We start from the raw sequence: 21,810 nt of genomic DNA, 5'->3' as shown, positions 1-21,810 counted from the left end.
CTATGATTTTCTGTAGACCATCCGGCCATCGATGAATGTGTAATGGATGAGCTGGTCTGTCAGCACGATATCCGTATCCAACGGGTTTTCATCGAGTATGATGAGGTCGGCATCCTTGCCGATATCGATGGTGCCATTCCGGTCCTCCGTGCGGTTGAGCTTCGCACCGCTGACGGTCATGGCCTTCAGTGCCTCGAAGCGCGTCAGCTTCATGTCCTCACCGAGTACCCTGCCGCTCTTCGTCTCGCGGTCACACGCGATGCGTATGGTGTCGAGCGGTGAGATCGGCGTCACCGGACAGTCGGAGTGGAGTGTATAGAGCACGCCGAGATCTTCCGCCCAGCGTGCCGGGTCCATTTTCTCGGCACGTTCCGGTCCAAGGAACTGCTCGTAGTGCTTGTCTCCGAAATAGTAGATGTGGTTCGTGAAGAATGAACCGTCGATGTTATGCGCCTTCATCGCCTCTATATCCCCATATTCCCCTGTCTGGATATGTTCTATGCGTTTCACCGCACCGTACTCCGGCAATGCATCGACCTTGCTGTAGGCTTCGATGATGGATTTGATCGCCGCGTCCCCATTGCCGTGGGTCGTGAGCGGATAGCCCCGCCCGGCGAAATCCAGGTACAGTGCTTCGAGCTTCTCCTGGGGAATGATGATGTGGCTTTTGTCCGCCACATTATGATAGTCCCTGGTCAGTGCAGCGGTGTTGATCTGGATGGAACCGTCCTGGAAGAACTTCGCGCTATCCAGTGTACACTGGCCACCAGACAGTGCCTCTATCCTTTCCTTTAATTCCGAAAATGAAAGTCCCTTGAGCGCCTCCGAGTCCATCAGCAGATGATAGTCGATCATCAGCCGGAGCTTCAGCTCGTTGTCCTGCCGGATGTAGGCGGTGAAGGCATCATAGTCGTCCGCCCCATGGGCGAGGCCGACGCATGCTTCGGTTGCGGTGGTGATGCCCCGTTCGATGTAGTCCGCTTCCGCCGCCTCGAGCGCCCGGATCATTTCTTCCTTTGTGGGCTTCGGCAGGTGGGGGAGGAGTACCTCCACTGCAGGCAGCTCGAATAGGAGGCCGTTCAGCTTTCCATCCGTCCGTGCGAAATAACCGCCGGCGGGATCCGGCGTATCCTTTGTGATGCCTGCAATTTCCAAGGCTCTGGAGTTCGCGACCCCCATATGGGCGGAACTGTGCCGGATATAGATCGGATGCTCCGTGGAGACCGCATCGAGCTCTTCTATCGTAATATGGCGATCCTCCTCGAGCTCAATTTCGCTGTAGCCATGGCCGACGACCCATTCGCCGGCTGACGTCTCCGCCACACGGGCTTTGAGCGCCGCCTGTATGTCCGATACATTCTTCACCGCCTCGGGTGTCAGGTCGACAAGCGATTTATACAGTCCGTAAAGCAGCAGGTGGCTGTGTGTATCGATGAAGCCGGGCAGGACGAAGCGGCCTTCTGCATCCAGCACATCCTCCTCGCCCGCGGCGATCTCCTCATCGATATGCACGATCTTTCCGTCTTCGATCAGAATGTCCCCGAAGTATGGGGTGTCGAACACCATATCGATGATGTTTGCATTTTTAATCAATAGTGTATTCATCGTCTATCCTCCAATGTAGGGTTGTGCAGTTTTTCGAAATAGGCGGCCTGTACCGTTTCCGATGGTGCATGCTTCGTCATGAGGCTCACGCCGACAAGCAGTACGATCGATACAGTGAAGCCGAACAGTGCGTGATCCATGCCGATCGGCAGGAACGGATAGGCAAGGACGAGCAGTGCGGTGCCGAGCATGCTGACGAATACGCCCATCTTCGTGACGCGCTTCCAGAACATGACGGCAAGGAAGGGGAATACGATGACGGTCGCCGTCAGGCGCAGCGCCCACTGGTAGGTCGTTGCGATGTCCTCCACCGTATAGGCGAACAGGCACGCGAGGCTCGTGATGATCAGGACGGATACACGCGAGAAGAACAGCATACGCTTGCCGCCGGCATTTTTATTGATGAAATTCCTGTAGAAGTCGACCGTCAGGTTGCTCGATCCCTGCAGGATGAACGATGTGGCACCGGTCATGAGTGCAGCAAGCAGTCCGAGGAAGACCAGTCCACCGATCGGACTTGCCAGCAGGAAGTCCGTCACATATGAAAATACAAGATCCGGATCCATGTCGAGCGGCACAAACTGGCGTGCAGCGAGGCCGATCAGGAAGGGCAGGAAGGAGATCAGTCCGGCGATGACGAAGCCGAGCGTATTGGCGCCGACAGCGACCGTCTCATCCTTCGCTGCGAATATGCGCTGCCATGTCGACTGCCATACCAGATAGAATGGACCGACCGACAAGGCGTAGAGCAGAATTTCCCCGTAGCCTTCAGGACCCGCGATGCTCAGATACTCCGGTGCACTCGCTTCAAACAGGGCGCCGAATCCGCCGACATGTGCCACAGTGACGATGGCGAGGACAACGACACCGATGATGATGATGATGGACTGGATGGCATCCGTCAGAATCGTCGCCGGCAGTCCGCCGATGACGGTGAATATGAGGATGACGACGAATGAAATGAATATGCCCATCGGCAGGCTGACGCCCATCGTGATATTGAATACCGTCGACATGCCGACCATCTGGAGTGCCGTCGTCGGCACGGAATAGATGAAGGCGGACAGTATGGAAGGGACGATGCCCGCCTTGCCGCCGAAGCGGACCGTGAAGAGGTCTGCCATCGTAATCAGGCGCTGGCGTCTGAGCGGTTTTGCGAAAACAAGGATCAGGATCAGCGAGAAGACGATGGCGACGAAAGCGAACTTCCAATAGCCCGACAGCCCGACCGTGAAGCCGAGGCCGACCCAGCCGATGAAGACCGCCGCCCCGCAGAATGTACTGATGATGGTGCCGGTGATCTTCCAGAAGCCGGTGTTCCAGCTGCTGATCAGATAGTCTTCATACGTTGTAATTCTTCTGAAATAGAATGCTGCGATACCCAGCATGAATATGAAATAGAGGACGAAATAGAATATATACCAACCCAATGGCTATCAGCTCCGATTTTTAGGATGGTTAGAATTATATAGTATATCGGATGAAATTTCTAACTTGCCTGATAATTCCGTTCAGGTGTGGGAATGATTTGAGTGGCGCATGGGTAATATAGAAGTGATGGGAAGCGGTGGCAGAGCAGTATGGGGGCATTTCAAATCACTAACAAAAGGGGAGAGGCAGATGTTCACGAGGATTGGGGAAGTCATGCTCTATGTGAATGATCAGGAGGCGACGCGGAAATTCTGGACGGAGAAATTCGGATTTATAGTCGCTTCCGAATCTGAGGAAGGGGCCGATATGAAGTGGATTGAAATCAAACCGACGGAGACTGCGGAGACCAGCATCATCCTGCATGACAGGAAACTCATCGAGAAACTGTCGCCGGAACTGAACTTTGGCACACCTTCGCTCATGTTCTTTACGGAAGACCTCGACAGGTTGCATGAAAAGCTCTCGGAGAAAGGTGTGAAGGTCGGAGAGATTGAAACATTCTCATCCGAGAGGACGTTCAACTTTGCAGATAATGAAGAGAACTATTTTGCCGTGATGGAGAATGGGGGATAGCCCGCACAAAAAACCGCACCTTCATAATTGAAGGTGCGGTTTGCTTTATGGAACCAAGGGGGCTCGAACCCCTGACCTTTGCACTGCCAGTGCAACGCTCTCCCAGCTGAGCTATGGCCCCTGATTGCTACATTCATATTCTATACGATTCCCTTATGATATTCAAGCCCCATTTTAACGATTCCTTATCAATATACAGCATTTGTAATTGGTATAAATATCCGGAAAATGTGCATTTTAGTTGAGTAGTTAAACAATTCAAAACTTGTAGACATATCAGAATTTTGATTGTAATATATTTAAGTGTTCACCCTAAACTGAATAAATATATATGAAGGAACTTGCCACCACGAGGTCGGGTGATCAACCAGCGAAGAGGAGGAAATTTGTGCATGAAGGATTTTGTAACCGCTTATCTAAATGAGCATGAATCTTATTTCAGAGAAGTCAGTGCATACATATTCAATCATCCCGAAACAAGGTTCGAGGAGTACGACTCGGCACGTTTTTTAGCTGACGAATGCGAGAATCAGGGTTTCACAGTCAGGCGCAATGTAGCGAACATCGAGACGGCATTTACAGCATCATATGGAACGGAAGGGCCAGAAATTGCCTTTCTTGGAGAGTTCGATGCACTCTCCGGTCTCTCCCAGAAGCCGGGAGAGGCCGCGTACCAGCCGATGGAGCCGGATATCGGCCATGGCTGCGGACACAATCTGCTCGGCACGGGGGCATTTGCGGCGGCATGCGCAGCGAAGGCGTATCTCGAGGAGAACGATCTCCCGGGACGGGTGACCTTCTACGGCTGTCCGGGTGAAGAGGGTGGCTCCGGCAAGACATTCATGGTGCGTGAAGGGGTGTTCGATGATGTCGATGCGGCACTCACGTGGCATCCGTCACCGGTCAACGCCATCATGGACCTCTCTACGCTTGCGAACTATCAGGTCTATTTCAAGTTCCAGGGGAAATCTTCCCATGCCGCCCATACACCGCATCTTGGCAGAAGTGCATTGGATGCAGTGGAGCTGATGAATGTAGGTGTCAACTACTTGCGGGAACATGTCATACCGGACGCACGGATGCACTATGCAGTGACGAATACCGGCGGCATCTCTCCGAACGTTGTACAGGCGCAGGCAGAAGTACTGTATCTCATCCGCGCACCACGGGTGGATCAGGTGGATGAAATCTATCAGCGTGTCCTGAAGATTGCCGAAGGTGCGGCGATGATGACAGAAACCGAAGTGACCGTCGATTTTGATAAAGGCTGTTCGAACTACGTCCCTAACCGTCACCTTGAAAAGCTGCTGCATTCCAATCTTGAAGCGGCAGGCGGGGGAGAACCGGAAGCCGGGGAGAAAACATTTGCAGAGAAGCTTTGGAAGACATTATCTGAAGCCGAGCAGCGCAACTACCTTGAGCCGATCAGTGGATTCGGCTACATCGGAGAGGGTGAAGAGTACACTGGGAAGTATCTGGCAGATACCATATCGCCCTACGAAGGACGAGAAGGCATTCTGCCTGGTTCTACAGACGTCGGGGATGTCAGCTGGGTAGTGCCGACAGCCCAGCTTTCTGCAGCAACTTCGGCCCTTGGTACATCTCTCCATTCATGGCAGATGACCACGCAGGGGCTGAGCGACTTCGCCAACCGCGGCATGATGCGTGCGGCGTCGGCAATGGCCAAGACGGGCGTCCAGCTGTTCGAATCGAAGGGAGACCTGCATAAGATAAAGTCCGAGTTCGAGCAGTTCAGGCTGAAGAACGAATATAAGAATCCAATCCCCGCCGATGTACAGCCATCCAAGCTGAACGAAAAATGAACATCATAAAAATGAATAGTGAGGTGCATTAAAATGGCAAAGAAAAAAGGGTTTTTCACGAAAGCGCTGGATGTCATCGAACGCGTCGGCAATAAGCTGCCGGATCCGTTCGTCCTTTTCATCGGACTGGCATTCTTCATGATTCTCCTGTCCTTCGTATTCAGCCTTTTCGGGGCCACCGTGGCTCACCCGGGTACAGGTGAGGAGCTGCAGATCCGCAACCTGCTCTCGGGAGAAGGGCTGCAGTTCATACTGACATCGATGCTTGATAACTTCACAGGCTTCGCACCGCTCGGTCTGGTACTGGCAATGATGCTCGGTATCGGCCTTGCGGAGAAGGTCGGACTGCTCGATTACGCCATACGCAAGACGATTTTGAAATCACCACCATTCCTGCTGACGTATACAGTCGTCTTCACAGGTATACTCGGCAACCTGGCATCCGATGCAGCGGTCGTACTCGTTCCACCGCTCGGGGCCCTCGTGTTCTACAAGGTCGGCAGACATCCGCTTGCCGGTCTTGCGGCCGGCTTTGCCGGTGCAGGCGCCGGGTTCACGGCGAACCTGTTCATCGCGGGCACGGATGCGCTCCTGGCCGGGATCTCCACCGAGGCGGTGGCGATCATCGATGATACGATCACCGTCACACCGGTCGACAACTGGTACTTCAACATCGTTTCCGTATTCCTGCTGACATTCGTCGGCGGTCTTCTGACTTCCAAATTCGTCGAGCCGCGACTCGGTGAATACAAGGGGGAAGCGGTCGAAGAGGAGAACACCGAAGAACTGCCGAACGCGAAGAAAGGATTCTTTGCAGCGCTCATCACAGGTGTTCTCTACTGGGCAATCATCGTAGTTGTGATCATGCTGCCGGACAGCCCGCTCCGGGGTGAAGGCGGGACCATCATCCCGTCGCCGTTCATCGATGGCATCGTGCCGCTCATCCTGATCTTCTTCGTACTCATCGGCCTGGCATTCGGTATCGTGACAGGCAAGATCAAGTCCGGCAAGGACATGAGCCGATATATGACGGAATCCATCAGTGATATGGCCGGATACATCGTGCTCGTCTTCGCCATCGCCCAGTTCATCGCATACTTCAACTGGTCCAACCTGGGCACCTGGGTGGCAGTCAACGGTGCGGAATTCCTGCAGGAAGTCGAATTCACCGGTTTCGGACTGATCATCGGCTACATCATCTTCACCAGCCTGATGAACTTCCTGATCACTTCCGGTTCTGCAAAATGGGCGATCGAGGCACCGATATTCATTCCGATGTTCCTGCAGCTCGGATATGACCCGGCATTCACGCAGGTGGCCTACCGTATTGCGGATTCATCCGTGAACATCATCACACCGCTGTTCCCGTACATGGTCATCATCCTTGCATTCATGCAGCGCTATGACAAGAATGCAAGTATCGGCACGTACATCTCACTCATGCTGCCGTACTCCATCGCATTCCTGATTGCCTGGATCATCCTGCTTGCGGTCTTCTATTTCACAGGCCTGCCGTACGGTCCAGGTGTATACACGTTCTTTGAAGACAGACCGTAATGAACAGATAAAGGGGAGAATGAAATGGTACAGTTTGAAAAGCAACTGATCGAATGGCGGCGCGACTTCCACCAGTATCCGGAACTCGGATTCCTGGAGATGCGCACGTCGACCATCGTGGCAGACATACTTGATGGCCTCGGCTACGACCTCGAAATCGGGAAGGCCGTCATGGACCCCGACTACTGCATGGGCAAGCCGTCCGACGCGGAGACGAAGCAGCACCTCGAGTGGGCGAAGGAGCACGGGGCCGTCGAGAAATATCTCGGCCTCGTCTCTGAAGGCTATACCGGTATCGTCGCAACACTTGATACAGGCACACCGGGCCCGACCGTCGCCTACCGGGTGGACATGGACGCCCTGCCGATCGTCGAGGCGACAGGCGACGACCATGTGCCGGTCGAAGAGGGGTTCAGGTCGACGAACGACAATATGCATGCCTGCGGGCATGATGTGCATACGACCATCGGCCTCGGCCTCGCCACGAAGCTCATGGAAAACAAGGACCAGCTCAAGGGGAAGATAAAGATCATCTTCCAGCCAGCCGAAGAGGGGACGCGCGGGGCGCGCTCCATGGTGGAGGCGGGTGTCGTCCGGGATGTCGACTACTTCATCGCCTCCCACATCGGCACCGGTGTGCCGCACGACCACTTCGTCGCGGCCAACAACGGCTTCCTTGCAACATCCAAGATGGATGTCACATTCAAGGGACGGTCCTCGCACGCCGGCGGCAGTCCCGAGGAAGGGAAGAACGCGATGCTCGCTGCAGCGAACGCCGTCATCAACCTGAATGCCATCCCAAGGCATTCGGCCGGGGCGACACGCATCAACGTCGGTGAACTGCATGCCGGCAGCGGCCGCAACATCATCGCGGATCACGCTGCACTCAAAATCGAGACGCGCGGTGAGACATCCGAAATCAACGACTATGTCAAAAGCCAGGCCGAAGCGGTCATCGAAGGCGCGGCGAAGATGTATGGCGTGAGCCACCACATCGAGCTCGTCGGTGAAGGGGAGAGCACTGACTGCTCCCTGGAGGTGGCCGGAGTGCTCAAGGAGATCGCAGAAGCTGAAGGACTCTCGAGCGACCTCAGGAGCGATGCCAGTGCCGGGTCGGAAGATGCGACATTCTTCATCAATGCCGTGCAGGCGCATGGGGGGCAGGCCACCTACTGCATCTTCGGCACCGAGCTTGCCGCAGGACACCACAACGAGAAGTTCGACATCAGCGAAGACAGCATGCCGCACGCCGTCAATATACTGTTCGAATCAGCAAAAGTGCTGGTTGAAAAATGATCCACAGGCCGGGGAGGCAACGATGCCCCCGGCCTTTTAATTTCCTCAAAATTCCAGGCTGTACAAAGAATTCATTAAAAACACAATTTTCTAAAAATTATATGGATTTTGCCTACGTACAGTGCGTATAATGAGGATAAGCAGGTGAGGAGGGATGGAGGATGAGGAACTTTCTATTGGCAGGTGGCATGGCCGCAGTAGTGCTTCTTGGCGCCTGTGGCGCAGAGGAAGCGACGGAGGATACGACGACGGAAGAAGCGGTGGAAGAGACGTTTGAAGATGATGTGGACGAAGAGTCGGAGACGACCGAAGGGAATACGGAAGAGGCATCTGAAGAGGACAGTGCAGAAGAGGATTCAGCCGGCACGGACGAAGCGACGCGGAGCAGTCCGGCAGAGCTCGGGGAAACCGTCTCCGTGGAAGTCGTCACCTATGACGACAACGGGGAGCGGCTCGCCGGTACAGGCAATGTAACGGTCGACAACGTCGTCCGGGGGGCAGAAGCGGTCGAAATTCTAACGACCGAGTATATGGACCCTGACCCGGCGGACGATGGACAGGAATGGGCCGTCTTCGACCTCACTTTCGAACTGACGGAATTCGAGGATGACGACCACGCGGTCCTCGTATCCGAAAACATAGAAATATTCAAGGAAGATGGCTCGAATGTCAGCCAGGATACTTATATGTGGGTGGAGGATGATGAGTTCCCGGCCGGGGAGATCTATTCCGGCGGCACTGCATCCGGCAAAGTGGCCCGGGCTGTGCCGGAAGGGGAACCTTTCCTGATCAAGTACAATGACCATATGGAAGCCGAAGCATTCTTCAGGGTGGAGTGATGCACCATAATAAAGAGAGGGCTGGGATATTTTATCCCAGCCCTCTCTTTATGCCTGGTTCTTCTTCATCTTCAGAACGTTGAAGCAGTGCTGTGCATCTTCCCATTCCAGATACTCATAGGATTTGATGAAGGATGATCTGAAAAATCGGATGACATTCTCCTTTCCGCTCCGGCCATCTTTCATTTCATACAGGTACTCGGCCATCGCAGGGTCGAAACGGCTCCCTTCCGGGAAGGTATCATCAACCTCCAGAGGACTGTTTTCGACAAATGGATAGGGAAGGACAAAGAAGGTCGGAAACCTGTCCGTGTCATCTCCCAGCCAGAACCCGAACTCGATCATATGCTCGTCAAATGCGGCACGTTCAATCACCTTCGTGTCATCCGGGAATGGCTCGAACTGATTATATACGGCGATGCAGGAAACATCGAAAGTCCCCCAGAACAGGCCGGGATGGACTTTGCGTATGCGCAGGGGCGCGAGAAATGCCTTTTCTGCGTCACTGGCAAACTGGAACCACTTCAGTATTTCCCAGGAAACTTCTGCATCATAATGATGGTGTGACGTATCCTCCTCAAAAGGAATTGTGGTTGCCATTTCCTGGGGTTTCGTATGGATGGAAAGTTCCAGCCCCAGCTGCCGGGCGGCTGCCATAATCTCCTTGTAATACGTACGGACTGTCTTGCCGTCGGCAAGGGTGATGCGCTCGTCTCCGTACATTGTCCGTATGATGATCCGGCTGTTGACGAGGTCCACTTCAATGTCGAATGTCCCGTCCCCCTGCCCCAATATTCCAGTCGTAAACCCTCTCGGTGTAATATCAAGAATGACATGTGCCCACTGGGGTTCCTGGTATGCATATTCCAACTTCAGCTTGCCGACAATCTGGGAAATCAACTGGAGTGTAGTGATTTCCTTTTCATATTCCTGATAGAAGCTCATTTCAATCACCTCGCACTATTCATATACCCCTCAGTCAGAAGGCGAACCGATAAACGCAGACAATCCCCCTGGCGGTTACCAGGGGGATTGTTCTATTGTCCGACGAACAGAAGTGCCAGGACATATATGATCGGGAATGAAATGATGGTCCGGAGGATGAAAATCGCGATCAGCTCCCATACGGAAACCGGAATCTTCGACTTCAGCAGCAGGGCGCCGACTTCCGAGAAGTAGATGATCTGCGTCAGTGACATGACGGCGATCATGAATTTCGTGAAGTCGCTCTCGATGCCGGATCCGATGACCGACGGCAGGAACATGTCCGTCACGCCGATGATGAATGCAGGCGCTGCGGCTGCAGCTTCCGGCACATTGATCAGGGTGAGGACGAACTGGACCGGATAGCTCAAGTACGTAAACACCGGTGTGTATTCCGCCACGATCAGGGCAAGCGTCCCGATGGCGATGACGACCGGGATCAGTCCGCCGTAGATGTCGATGACGTTCACCGTACCGTCGCGTGCGATGCTCTTCGCGCCATCGCTTTCGTCGGCACGCCTGTAGGCGCGCGTCGTCGCCGTCTTGAGCATCGTGCCCTCGGATGAACGGTCATCAATCTGCTTGCCGGTCACTTCGTAGTACGTATCCTCCTTGCGCGACAGTGGTGGAATGCGCACCATAACGAGAGCGGTGAGTATGCATGCGATGGCCATCGTCAGATAGAACTGCAGGAAGTATTCCTCGATGCCGATGAATGTCGCAATCACGAGACTGAACGGGATGGAGAGCACCGAGAAGTTGGTGGCGATGTTCATTGCTTCGCGCTTCGTATAGAAGCCGCGCTCGTATTGCTGAGTTGTAATCATGACGCCGACCGGGCTGCTACCCATCCATGAAGCGAGCGCATCGATCGAGGAGCGCCCCGGTACTTTATACAGTGGGCGGATGACGGGCTCGAGGAAAGTACCGATGAATTCCATCAGGCCGAAGTTCATCAGAAGCGGCATGAGGAAGGCGGCAAGCAGTAGCCATGTGGCGAGTATCGGCACGAGGCTGTTCATCATCGTACCGCCCGTCAGGTCACTCGTGATCGCCTCCGGACCGAAGCCTGTGACAGTCATGATAGCAAACAGCGTACCGAGTACACGCAGTGTGAACCACAACCAGTCGAGGACGAATATGTCTCTCATCTTTGGCGCGTTTTTGAAGCTGTTGCGGTTGATCAATGTGCCGTATATGGTCATGATGAGGAAGAAGGACATGATGACGGTGATGATCGTCGGGATGGAACCTTCCAGTCCCGTCAGTATATAGTCGGCGAATATGCCGAGGATGATGGTCCATTGGCCATTGAAGTAGACCGGAACGATGAAGAGCAGGAGGGCGATGGTCGACACCGTCCACGTCTTTATCTTGGTCTCTCTAGAGAAATGCATAATTAATCCCCTTTTATGTATTTTTATGAATATTGTAATGATAAAGGAAAATGAGTTTCATGTCCATAGATTGTATTATTTAAAAATCATAGATTATAAAATTTAGATGCCGAATGAAAAGATCACACATGGATGCACTCAAATGATTTTACGGTATAAGGAATCATTGAAAACCTTCTTTGAGTTACAGAGTGATAGATGACAGTCTGGTTTTTGATGAGCGAAATAAAAAAATCGCTGCCATAATATTCGGCGGCGATTTTAAATCTTTTAGACAATGCTCATTTTAAGTTCCTTGTCGACGGCTCTTGCGATGCGGTTGAGCATCTCTACAGAAGTGTCGACCTGTGCATTCTCAATGCGGGCAATGGTGGATTTCGATACACCGACCTTATCTGCAAGCGCCTGCTGGGATAGGTCATGTTCGTCCCGCAGATTGACTACCATGACAGCAGTTTTGAGTCGCTTTGATTCCTGATCAAATGTTTTCCTGCGCTCGGGGTTTTTTGCGATGGCTCTCGCCTTGATTTCATCCATTCTGGACATGGTATTACCTCCCCAAATACTTATTTCTCATACGCCTGGCTTTCGAAATTTCCCTGGCCGGCGTCTTTTGCGTCTTCTTGCTGAATCCATGCGTGATGACAAACTTGTTGTCTTTCTCCTGGAAGTAGAGAACCCTCTGTATATTGTTGCTGAATTGGCATCTGATTTCATACAGATCATCGTCCAACTTCTTCACCCATTTCATCCGTCTGGCCACCTGCAAGCCTTGATGTTCTATCTCAAGGATGCGTGCGACGAGCTTATCCTGCTCTTTTTCCGTGAGTGTTGCCAGATATGCCTCAAAATTGTCATTGCCCCGGCTGTCCGTCATCGTATCGAATTCAATCTTTTTCATAATTCAATGATAGCATATATGCGTCCATCATTATAATAAATACCCTTAATTTCCGCATGGTACGCATACTATTGATAAAACTTGCATATTCCATATAATAATCATTATTGAAAGATGTAGAGAAGCTGATTTTTCTATGAGATATTAAGTATTAGATATATACAGGTATCTTTGTCCAATATATTAAAGCCTTATTGTGTCCTATACTATAGTCAGACGAATACATAGAAGTCAAAGCATAAACCATCTGTTATAATCGATAGGGAAATCAATGGGAAAGAGGGATACGATGCCACAGGCGAACAGAAAAATGAAGGATATCGAGGTGCCGGGCACGCGGCAGTTTGCCAACCGAGTGGAGGAATTCCCGGATGCGGTGGATCTGACGCTCGGCCAGCCGGACTTTGAGACGCCGCAGCCGATCAAGGATGCAGCAATCGAGGCGATCAATACGAGATCGATGAAGTACTCTCACAATACGGGACTTTTCGAACTCCGGGAGACGATCAGCCAGTACTACCGCGAGGTGCATGGTGCGGAATACGATCCGGACGGGGAAGTGCTCGTCACGGTCGGAGGTAGCGAGGGGATTGACGGCATCCTGCGCGCCATTTTGGACCCGGGTGATGAAGTGCTCATTCCGGCACCGACTTATCTCGGATACGAACCGATCATCGAACTGTGCGGAGCCACGACGAAGTTCGTCGACATGACATCGACGGGCCACATCGCCACACCGGAGCTGATCGAGTCGAACATCAATGACAGGACGAAGGCCGTGTTGCTGAACTATCCGACGAACCCAACCGGCGTCACCTATACGAAGCCGCAGATGGATGCGCTCGTCGAAGTGTTCAGGAAGCATGACATCTTCGTCATCACTGATGAAATCTATGCGGAGAACACGCTCGAGGGGGAACATATCAGTCTGGCAAGCTATACGGACATCAAGGAGCAGGTGCTCGTCGTCAATGGCCTCAGCAAGTCGCACGCCATGACCGGCTGGCGCATCGGATACGTCGTCGGTCACCGAACCATCATGGAGGATGTCACAGCCGTGCACCTCTACAACACAATCTGTGCAGCGATACCGAGCCAGTACGCAGCGATCGAGGCGCTGAAGAATCAGCGCCATGTGCCGAAGGAGATGAATGCAGCCTACATCGAGCGGCGTGACTACATCTACCAGCGGCTCCTCGACATGGGACTCGAAGTGTCGAAGCCGACGGGGGCGTTCTACATCTTCCCGTCGATCAGAAAGTACGACACCGATTCGTTCCGGTTCGCGACCAATCTGCTCGAGGCGACGCAGCTCGCCGTCGTGCCGGGCCGCTCGTTCTCCGAGTTTGGCGAAGGGCACATCCGTCTCTCATTCGCCTGCAGCATGGCGGAGCTCAAGGAAGCCGCCGACAGGCTGGAGCGGTACATCAATACGTTGGAAGAGAAATGAAGAATCGCCTTGCGGAATAAACCCGCAAGGCGATTTTTTGTCAGTATCTCGTCTCCTTCAATCTGAGCGTCAGAATGAATCCGAGCACCGCAAGTCCCGCCATGACGATGAGGGCGTAAGATGTTCCCCAATATGTGCTTGTGGCGTACGGTGCTTCCATCACGGCGACGGTTATGCTGATGATGGATGTCAGTATGATGATGCCGAAGGCCATGGCGAACTGGCGCACGGTGTTGACAATGGCCGAGCCATGGGGGATGTCCTCTTTCCCGAGCTCCGACATGCTGACGGTGACGAGCGGCATGAGCGTCAGTCCGAAACCGGTCATGAACAGGCAGAAGTAGACCATGATCCAGTAGGGAGAATCGTCGATGCCGACGGTGTTGATCAGGCCGAGCGACAGGGCGGTGCAGGCGAACCCGATTGTGGCGATTCGCTTGCCGCCGTACCGGTCATACAGGTTGCCGGAGATGAATGTGATGACGGACAAAATGATCGTCCCCGGTACGAGCAGGAAGCCGGACAGGAAGGCACTCGTCCCGAGCGCGTCCTGTGCGAACATCGGCAGTATCGTCTCGGTCGACAGCAGCAGCATCATATTGATGAAAATCAGGGTGATGGCGAGACTAAACGTGCGGTTGCGGAACAGGTCGAGGTTCAATACAGGTGTCGGGATGCTGAACTGCCGGCTGATGAAGAACAGCACACTGACGATTCCGACCGCCATCGGGAGGAGTGACCAAGGGCTCAGGAAGCCGTATACGCTGATGTTGCTGAGACCCAGGATGAAGAGGGCGAAGCCCGATGCGGACAGGGCGACCGAACGGAGGTCGAGTGTCGTCCGGTTCTGTTCAAGCACGTTCTTCATCAGGAAGAGCGCCATGACGAAGGTGATCAGGATGAACGGCAGGATCACCCAGTGGAGCGACCGCCAGTCGAGATAGTCGATGATGATGCCCGATATCGACGGGGCGGAAGCGGGTGCGATGTTCGTCACCGCACCGAGCAGGCCCATGGCGAACCCCCGCCTGTGATAGGGGAAGACGATGAGCAGTATCGTCTGGATCAGCGGCAGGATGATGCCCGCACCGATCGCCTGGATCATGCGTGAAGCGAGCAGGACACCGAAGTTCGGCGACCAGCCGCCGATTGCCGTACCGATGAGCAGGCAGGTGAGCGAGAAGATGACGAGTGTCCGGGCGGAGTAGGTGGTCGACAGATACCCCGACATCGGGATGAATATCAGTGTGACGAGGATGAAAGCATTCGTCAGCCACTGGACCTGTGTGGCATTGATGTCGAACTCCGTCATGATCGTCGGGAATGCGGTAATCAGAAGAAATTGGTTGAAGGTCAATAAAAAAGCTGCGGCGATGATCACCACAACGACGCCCTTGCTCTCTATCTTCTCTTCAGCCATGCCGACCCCTCCAATCGTTCATTTATATTCATTCTTGCATACTCCGGCGCCCCGGTCAAAGCGGCCCGGTATGAATAAAGCCCTGTCCCGGAAATTCGGAGCAGGGCATCAGATCTATTTCAGTTTCTTGTATTCCTCGACCATGCGGTCCACCGCCTCTTTGACGAACTTCGGATGCGTCGCGAGGTTCAGGCGGATGTAGCCTTCATAGCCTTCGCCGAACCACTCGCCATAGTCGACGGCGAGCTTGCACTTCTCTTGGACGAATTCCTTCGTATCTTCAGGGGCGAGGAAGCCGCGCAGGTCGATCATCGGTAGGTAGGTGCCTTCGAGCTTCATCACTTTCGCTTCGGGTATATGCACCCCGAGTGTCTCCTTTACGTAGGCGTAGTTCGACAGGATGACATTCTTCAACCCGTCGAGCCATTCGCCACCGCCCTCATAGGCCGCCTGTGTGGCAAGGTGGCCGAGGATGTTCTTCTCGCTCTTGATGTGCTGGCCGGCATAGTCGTCGAACTGCTGGCGCAACGAATCGTTTTCGATGACGATGTTGGCATGGAGCAGGCCCGGCAGGTTGAATGATTTGGAAGCGGCGTTCACGAGCACGATACGGTCGGTGTACTTGCCGTCTGCCACAAGCGGTGCCGGTGTATGCTTGTGTTCACCATAGGCGAAGTCCTGGTGGATCTCGTCCGCAATCACGAGGACGTCATACTTTTCGCAGATGGCGAGCATGCGTTCGAGTTCCGACTCCGTCCATACACGGCCGGCCGGATTGTGCGGTGAGCACAGGATGAAGAGCTTCACATCATTTTCCTCAATCTTCTGTTCGAACAGGTCGAAGTCGAGTTCGAAGCGGCCGTCATTCTCAGTCATATCCGCAGTGACGAGCGTGCGGTCGAGTTCCCGGATGACATTGAAGAACGGGTAGTAGACGGGCGGCGTGATGATGACCGCATCCCCTTCCTCCGTGTAGCAGTTCATGAACCAGTAGAGTGCCGATACGACGCCTGTCGCCGGGCGGCACCACTCCTTCTCAACCTTGTAGCCGAAACTGTCCTCCATCCATCTGGAGTATGTCGCGTAATATTCGTCCGGGATGAATGAATAGCCGTATGCGCCGTGCTGGACGCGCTCGGTGAGTGCATCGATCACGCTGTCCGGTGCCTTGAATTCCATGTCGGCGACCCAGATCGGCAGCAGGTCCGGATCCCCGAACCGCTCCTCGAGGAGATCCCACTTTGTGGAGTTCGTATTCTTACGCTCCACATAATATGTATCGACAAAATCCTTTATATCCAAAACCATCTCTCCCTTTCATATGTAATCATAAAGGTATTATATCAGTCATGGGCGAAATAAAAAGCATCGGAAGCGCATTTGACGCAATATTCTGGAGGTTATATCATTGGGAGGAGTGATACGCCAAAAAGGCGAATGAGAAGCGGAGGAAAATTCCATGATTACACTGACCGATGAACAGATTGAAAAAGAGTACCACATGCATCACGCAATAGAGGACGTCAAAAATGTCCTGCAGGATCTGAAGGATGACGCGATCATCCAGGCACCACGCACCGTACTTCCGGTGGATGACAACAGCTCGATGCTGTACATGCCATGCATCAGCACGGCATCGAAGATTTCCATCATCAAGACCGTCTCCATCTTCCCGGTGAATAAAGACCTCCCGACGACACAGGGGAACCTGCTCGTCACGGACCTGACGAAGGGTGAGCACAAGGCGACGATGGATGCGTCATACCTTACACGCCTCCGCACCGGTGCCATGACCGCCATCGCCACGGAAAGGTTTGCCCGGAAGGATGCGAAGACGCTCGGTGCCATCGGGACGGGCAACATGGCCTTCGAGCAGGTACTCGGCGTCATTGAAGTGCGGGATATCGAAAGGATCGTGCTCTACAACCGTACGAAGGAGAAAGCAGAAGCGTTCAAAGAGAGGCTCGAGGCATTCGGCATCAAGGCGGACATCGAGGTCGTGGACAATGCATCAGATGTCGTTGCACAGAGCGACATCCTCAACTGTGCCACCCAGTCCAAGGAGCCGGTATTCGACGGCAATGATATCAAATCTGGCACACACATCAACGGCGTCGGTTCCTTCAAGCCGGTGATGAAGGAAATGGACGAAACGACGATCAAAAGAGCCAATCAGATCTATGCCGACGATCTCGAATCCGTCAAGGAGGAAGCTGGAGAGCTGATCCATGCGGTGGATGCAGGCATCATCATTTGGGACGACATCAAAGGCGAACTCGTCGATATATTCGAGCAGGACTACCTCAGGCAGGATGATGCGGAGATCACCCTATACAAATGTGTAGGAGCGGGATACTTCGACCTGGCCGTTGCCGGCGGCGTCATGAAGATGTTTGCGGATTAATCGGAGTAAATAGTAAAAAGAAGCGAAATTAATTTCGCTTCTTTTTACTAAACTTTATTTAGATAAAATATGAAAATTCATCAAACTTTGTTTTCTATAATATTAGCTAATATATTCGAAATAACATTTGAGCGATCATCAATTTGTTTTTTAGTGAAATTAACCATCCCATCTGTATAATAAGTGGGCAAATTTTCATTGATTTTATTTATAAGCTTAGTGTCTACGCCGTTTTTCACTTCAGTAGTTAAGTCAGTTGCCAATTTTTTCGTGATATAGAAATTCACATCATTCTTATAATGAGGGCTTTTCTCTTTAAATGATTTATTCCCTAAAGAGGAATTATCTGTAGTGTAAATTAATGTAAGATTCCCAACTCTATTAAGATTTTGAGAAAACTCTTCTTGGTCTTGGAATCCAAGAGAATTATAATCTTCAATTGCTAACTTCTGTGACATAATGTGCTCAATACTATACTTCTTGCCTTGAGTAGGATATATAGCCTCCACACTATTACAAAAATAGGCCTCTAAAAATCTATAGAGGGATGTCGCTTTTGAGTGTGTCTTACCATTCCTGTTTTCAAGTCTTTTGGTAGGAAGGATTTCTCTTATAGTGTTTGAATAAATACTTATCTCATCGTCAATGAAACTTATTAGCTCATCAATAGGTTCTTTTAGCCTTTGAACTTCTGAGTATTTTTTAACCATACGTGGTATGAAGGCCTCCACCCTGTTAGTTTGTGTAAAACTGAATAGTATGGAAGCTATAAATCTATTGATAGCGTCTACTAATTTTATTTTATCTTCATTGCTTTTGATGAAATAAAAAGGCATTAGCATTGCTTTCGCCTGTTCAACTCCTAGTATGTCGAAAAGGATTCTAAGTTGATAATGATTGCCAGTTTGATCTTTCATAAAATAATTATATTCCTTCAACTCTATATGAGCATACACCTCAGAAACATCTTTCAATTTTTTGGAGAGATTTAAAAGTTCTTCTTTAGTAATACTATGTTGTTTTGACTTAAAGTATTCAAATAGAGCGCTTTTCTTTTTATTTTCTCCATCGTAGGCAAGGATAAAGTTGGAAAGAAACTTTGAAGAAGAGAGTTTGTTTTTTCTTTTGTCTCTTTTAGCCGGCAACTCTAAGTTTTTGTTGAACTGACTCCAGTTTTCCAAGAATTCTTGTTTTAATGATTCATTTTCTTCATCTTTTGTCAGTATTTTAAGAAACATATTTTTTATAAGATCTAAGGGTTCTAATGATCGACCACGGTCATTTAAAACTTCAAATAATTGAAAAGCTTTACTTTCATTAGGAGCTAGTGTGCGTATCAAAAAGACATTGTCACTTAAATAATTTATTAGACGAATCACTTCCAATTCAGACATTTCTTCTAGCAATTCATTGATTCTTTGGTATACAGTGTAAATATTGCGATCTGATACTCTTTCAGGTTCTTCGTCTTTTTCGTAATTATCTCTCATCAATCGTCTGTAAAAATCACCAAAAGCCAAAGAATCATCGTGTTGAATTCTTAACGTAAGAAATTCCCCTAGATCGCTAGTTACAGAATAACCTTTTTTTAAGTTAGCACTATAGTTGTACCATTGATCTTTATACTGTGTATCTCCACTCACTTTATCTTTGGCATAGATTTCTAAAGCTTTGAATAAAAGAGTGAGGGTAGTCAATCTTTGTTGTCCATCTATAACTACTTTCTCTTTGCCATTCCCAATTAGTACAATATTGCCAAGTAAATATCCAGTAAGATCTTTTGTTTCTTTAGTAAAATCAGAGGAATCTTCTTTAAAATCTTCAAACAATGATTCTATTTCTTCTTTCCCCCACACAAATTCTCTTTGAAAATCAGGAACTATATAAGTGTTATTTGTACTTGTAATAAGTTCAGAAATACTTTTGTGGGAAGATGATATTGTATTTTCAGCCATAATGATCCTCCAAACCTAGTTTTAATGATCAATATACACTATTTCCCATTTAAACTAAAGATCTCTAAAAGAAAGTATATATAATTGTGAAAAGAACTTGATTCCTTGGAAGTAAATACTATTAAGCTACAGTACATAGATATTTTCATTAAGACTTTAAGGGCACAAAGAATTAGTACCAAGATGGTAATCAAGGAGGTTACAAAATGAACGAATTAAATCTAGAGTATATAAGTTTAAACAAGAGAGAGATAGACGTATTAAAAAGCATGGATTACAACAACTATCCGATCGTCTATATCCTACATAGCAATAAGAAGAAAAAGAGTGTCTATATCGGACAGACGGTACAGATGAGGAATCGGATGAAGGCACATCTCAAAGACGAAAAGAAGAAGGGGATGGACAGTGTCCTCCTGATTGCCCATAAAATGTTCAACCAGTCGGCTACGTATAATATAGAGACGAACCTGATCAACTATTTCATCGCCGACAATAAATATATATTGAAAAATGTGAGCCAGACGACGAAGGCTGTCACTCATAACTATTATGACAAATACAAGTATGATGACGAGATCTTCAGTGAACTGTGGGAGAGGTTGCGGGCAGATAAACTGGCAGATCACACGCTTGAATATCTTCAGAACAAGGATGTATTCAAACTCTCCCCCTATAAAGAACTGTCGGAATCACAAGTGGAATTGAAAGAGGAGATAATCGATTTTTGTAAACATCACATTAGTACGGATGATCGCTCGGTATTTCTCGTGAAGGGAGATGCAGGAACGGGCAAGAGTGTGGTCCTGAGTTCGACTTTCAATGCAATACAGGACTTGAGCAAGGATGAAGACTCTCCATTGAAGGGGACGAAAAATTATCTGCTCGTCAACCATAATGAGATGATTAAGACCTACGAATCCATTTCGGAAAGTCTACCGAATTTGAAGAAGAAGAACTTCATGAAGCCGACGTCATTCATAAACCAGATGGATAAGACTGGAGAGGCCGCAGATATCACTTTTGTTGATGAAGCACATTTGCTCCTTTCAAGAAGCGATAAATACAATAGCTACTCCGGAGAAAACCAGCTACGGGATATCAGCTTGAGAAGCAAAGTGACGATTGTCGTTTTTGATGAAAGACAGTTCCTCAAACTGAAGAGCCACTGGTCCGGCAATCTCCTGGAGGAAATGACGGATGGGGCATTCACGCAAAATTATGAGCTTACTGATCAGTTCAGGATACAGGCAGACCAGGAAGTGGTCGACTGGATTGATGCCTTCGTCGATAAGAAGGTCAAACCGTTCCCTAGATTAACTGGAGATTATGAGCTGAAATTCTTTGACAGTGCGGCAGAAATGTTTGAGGCCATCCAGGAAAAAGATGATGAACATCAGCTTTCAAGGGTCGTCGCCACCTTCGACTATGAACATAAGAAGGATGGCGAGGAATATTATGTTGAAGAACCCGGATTCAAAGGTGTGTGGAACAGGACGCATTACAAGGAAACGTGGGCAGAGCACCCTGAGACAGTAAGGGAAGTGGGATCCATATATACGATCCAGGGGTTCGACCTCAACTATGTCGGAGTCATTCTCGGACCATCGGTCTCATATGATGAAGAAAAGCAGGAGTTGAAACTTCTTCCTCAGAAGTATAAGGATAAAGAAGCCTTCAGGACCTCTTCTGAAGCCAAGGTGCAATATAATGTGGAAGAAATGAAGGAAAAGATCATATTGAATTCAATCAATGTATTGATGAAACGGGGAGTCAAAGGACTCTATCTCTATGCAAGCGATGAGAAGCTCCAGACAGTGTTGAAAGAGAAATATCAAGGGGGACAAGGAAATGGATGAACTGATAAAGGAAATCAACAAGTTCAGGGATGAGAGGAATTGGAGACAGTATCATAATCCCAAAGACTTATCGTTATCACTCTCTCTGGAAGCATCCGAACTCCTTGAGAACTTCCAATGGGTATCCTCAGAAGAGGGCGCTGAGAAGAACCGGCAGAATATAGAAGAAGAACTGGCAGATGTATTCATATACGGTCTCATGATGGCAGATGATCTTGGTATTGATATGGAAGAAGCAATATTGAGGAAGTTGGAGAAGAATAGGGAGAAGTATCCAGAGTGAATTTTTAGTGCGTTAATACTACATCAAAATAAT

Annotated in this window: 18 protein-coding genes and 1 tRNA gene; 9 read left to right on the top strand and 10 right to left on the bottom strand. The window is 50.2% G+C overall.

All coding sequences use genetic code 11. The features are described from left to right. Both RQP18_RS11940 and RQP18_RS11935 read right to left on the bottom strand, forming a co-directional pair. Positions 1-1,605 carry an amidohydrolase gene (locus tag RQP18_RS11940; protein WP_342387906.1) on the bottom strand — a complete coding sequence of 535 codons (1,605 nt, stop codon included), beginning with the start codon at positions 1,603-1,605 and terminating at the stop codon, positions 1-3. Next, positions 1,602-3,035, bottom strand: a complete 1,434-nt coding sequence (locus tag RQP18_RS11935; RefSeq protein ID WP_342387905.1) for a sodium:solute symporter family protein — start codon at positions 3,033-3,035, stop codon at positions 1,602-1,604. The genes RQP18_RS11940 and RQP18_RS11935 overlap by 4 nt, the downstream gene beginning before the upstream one ends. Before the next feature lie 190 nt (positions 3,036-3,225). Here RQP18_RS11935 and RQP18_RS11930 point away from each other — a divergent pair, with 190 nt between their 5' ends. Continuing rightward, on the top strand, positions 3,226-3,609 hold the full coding sequence (locus RQP18_RS11930; protein WP_342389407.1) for a VOC family protein: 384 nt from the start codon (positions 3,226-3,228) through the stop codon (positions 3,607-3,609). A 48-nt stretch (positions 3,610-3,657) separates the two neighbouring features. Here RQP18_RS11930 and RQP18_RS11925 read toward each other — a convergent pair. Then, positions 3,658-3,730 (bottom strand) — tRNA-Ala (locus RQP18_RS11925). Positions 3,731-4,001: 271 nt separating this feature from the next. Here RQP18_RS11925 and RQP18_RS11920 point away from each other — a divergent pair. The 4 genes from RQP18_RS11920 (at position 4,002) to RQP18_RS11905 (ending at position 9,124) form a co-directional block, all read left to right on the top strand. Then, positions 4,002-5,432, top strand: a complete 1,431-nt coding sequence (locus RQP18_RS11920; RefSeq protein ID WP_342387904.1) for an amidohydrolase — start codon at positions 4,002-4,004, stop codon at positions 5,430-5,432. 33 nt (positions 5,433-5,465) lie between these two features. Beyond that, positions 5,466-6,989 (top strand): AbgT family transporter, encoded by a 1,524-nt coding sequence (locus RQP18_RS11915; RefSeq protein ID WP_342387903.1) that lies wholly within the window; start codon positions 5,466-5,468, stop codon positions 6,987-6,989. A 24-nt stretch (positions 6,990-7,013) separates the two neighbouring features. Next, complete coding sequence (locus tag RQP18_RS11910; protein ID WP_342387902.1) at positions 7,014-8,285, top strand: amidohydrolase; 1,272 nt, start codon at positions 7,014-7,016, stop codon at positions 8,283-8,285. A gap of 161 nt (positions 8,286-8,446) precedes the next feature. Further along, positions 8,447-9,124, top strand: coding sequence for a hypothetical protein (locus RQP18_RS11905; protein WP_342387901.1), 678 nt, complete (start codon positions 8,447-8,449; stop codon positions 9,122-9,124). A 48-nt stretch (positions 9,125-9,172) separates the two neighbouring features. On the opposite strand, the gene RQP18_RS11900 is transcribed toward RQP18_RS11905, so the two are convergent. From RQP18_RS11900 to RQP18_RS11885, 4 genes are all read right to left on the bottom strand, one after another. Beyond that, complete coding sequence (locus RQP18_RS11900) at positions 9,173-10,069, bottom strand: DUF5996 family protein (RefSeq protein WP_342387900.1); 897 nt, start codon at positions 10,067-10,069, stop codon at positions 9,173-9,175. Positions 10,070-10,161: 92 nt separating this feature from the next. Further along, complete coding sequence (locus tag RQP18_RS11895) at positions 10,162-11,505, bottom strand: YjiH family protein (RefSeq protein WP_342387899.1); 1,344 nt, start codon at positions 11,503-11,505, stop codon at positions 10,162-10,164. A 270-nt stretch (positions 11,506-11,775) separates the two neighbouring features. After that, complete coding sequence (locus RQP18_RS11890) at positions 11,776-12,051, bottom strand: helix-turn-helix transcriptional regulator (RefSeq protein WP_342387898.1); 276 nt, start codon at positions 12,049-12,051, stop codon at positions 11,776-11,778. Positions 12,052-12,055: 4 nt separating this feature from the next. Continuing rightward, positions 12,056-12,406 (bottom strand): type II toxin-antitoxin system RelE/ParE family toxin, encoded by a 351-nt coding sequence (locus tag RQP18_RS11885; protein WP_342387897.1) that lies wholly within the window; start codon positions 12,404-12,406, stop codon positions 12,056-12,058. A 289-nt stretch (positions 12,407-12,695) separates the two neighbouring features. On the opposite strand from RQP18_RS11885, the gene RQP18_RS11880 reads away from it, so the two are divergent. Beyond that, on the top strand, positions 12,696-13,856 hold the full coding sequence (locus RQP18_RS11880; protein WP_342387896.1) for an aminotransferase class I/II-fold pyridoxal phosphate-dependent enzyme: 1,161 nt from the start codon (positions 12,696-12,698) through the stop codon (positions 13,854-13,856). Between the two features lie 40 nt (positions 13,857-13,896). Here the strand turns inward: RQP18_RS11880 and RQP18_RS11875 are convergent, their stop codons facing one another. Next, positions 13,897-15,276, bottom strand: a complete 1,380-nt coding sequence (locus RQP18_RS11875; protein ID WP_342387895.1) for an MFS transporter — start codon at positions 15,274-15,276, stop codon at positions 13,897-13,899. 114 nt (positions 15,277-15,390) lie between these two features. Beyond that, complete coding sequence (locus RQP18_RS11870; protein ID WP_373446070.1) at positions 15,391-16,578, bottom strand: MalY/PatB family protein; 1,188 nt, start codon at positions 16,576-16,578, stop codon at positions 15,391-15,393. A gap of 157 nt (positions 16,579-16,735) precedes the next feature. Here RQP18_RS11870 and RQP18_RS11865 point away from each other — a divergent pair, with 157 nt between their 5' ends. Then, a complete protein-coding gene (locus tag RQP18_RS11865; protein WP_342387893.1) occupies positions 16,736-17,680 on the top strand; it encodes an ornithine cyclodeaminase family protein in 945 nt (314 codons plus the stop codon). An 80-nt stretch (positions 17,681-17,760) separates the two neighbouring features. Here the strand turns inward: RQP18_RS11865 and RQP18_RS11860 are convergent, their stop codons facing one another. After that, on the bottom strand, positions 17,761-19,635 hold the full coding sequence (locus RQP18_RS11860) for a DUF262 domain-containing protein (protein WP_342387892.1): 1,875 nt from the start codon (positions 19,633-19,635) through the stop codon (positions 17,761-17,763). Positions 19,636-19,841: 206 nt separating this feature from the next. On the opposite strand from RQP18_RS11860, the gene RQP18_RS11855 reads away from it, so the two are divergent. Together RQP18_RS11855 and RQP18_RS11850 are read left to right on the top strand one after the other, a co-directional pair. Then, positions 19,842-21,494 carry a DUF2075 domain-containing protein gene (locus tag RQP18_RS11855; RefSeq protein WP_342387891.1) on the top strand — a complete coding sequence of 551 codons (1,653 nt, stop codon included), beginning with the start codon at positions 19,842-19,844 and terminating at the stop codon, positions 21,492-21,494. Then, positions 21,487-21,777 (top strand): MazG-like family protein, encoded by a 291-nt coding sequence (locus tag RQP18_RS11850; protein ID WP_342387890.1) that lies wholly within the window; start codon positions 21,487-21,489, stop codon positions 21,775-21,777. Before RQP18_RS11855 ends, RQP18_RS11850 begins: the two co-directional genes overlap by 8 nt. Positions 21,778-21,810 lie beyond the last annotated feature (33 nt).

Source organism: Salinicoccus sp. Bachu38 (assembly GCF_038561955.2).
Taxonomy (GTDB): domain Bacteria; phylum Bacillota; class Bacilli; order Staphylococcales; family Salinicoccaceae; genus Salinicoccus; species Salinicoccus bachuensis.
The sequence above is the reverse complement of the archived record's forward strand: the minus strand, read 5'-3'. Positions and strand labels throughout refer to the sequence as shown.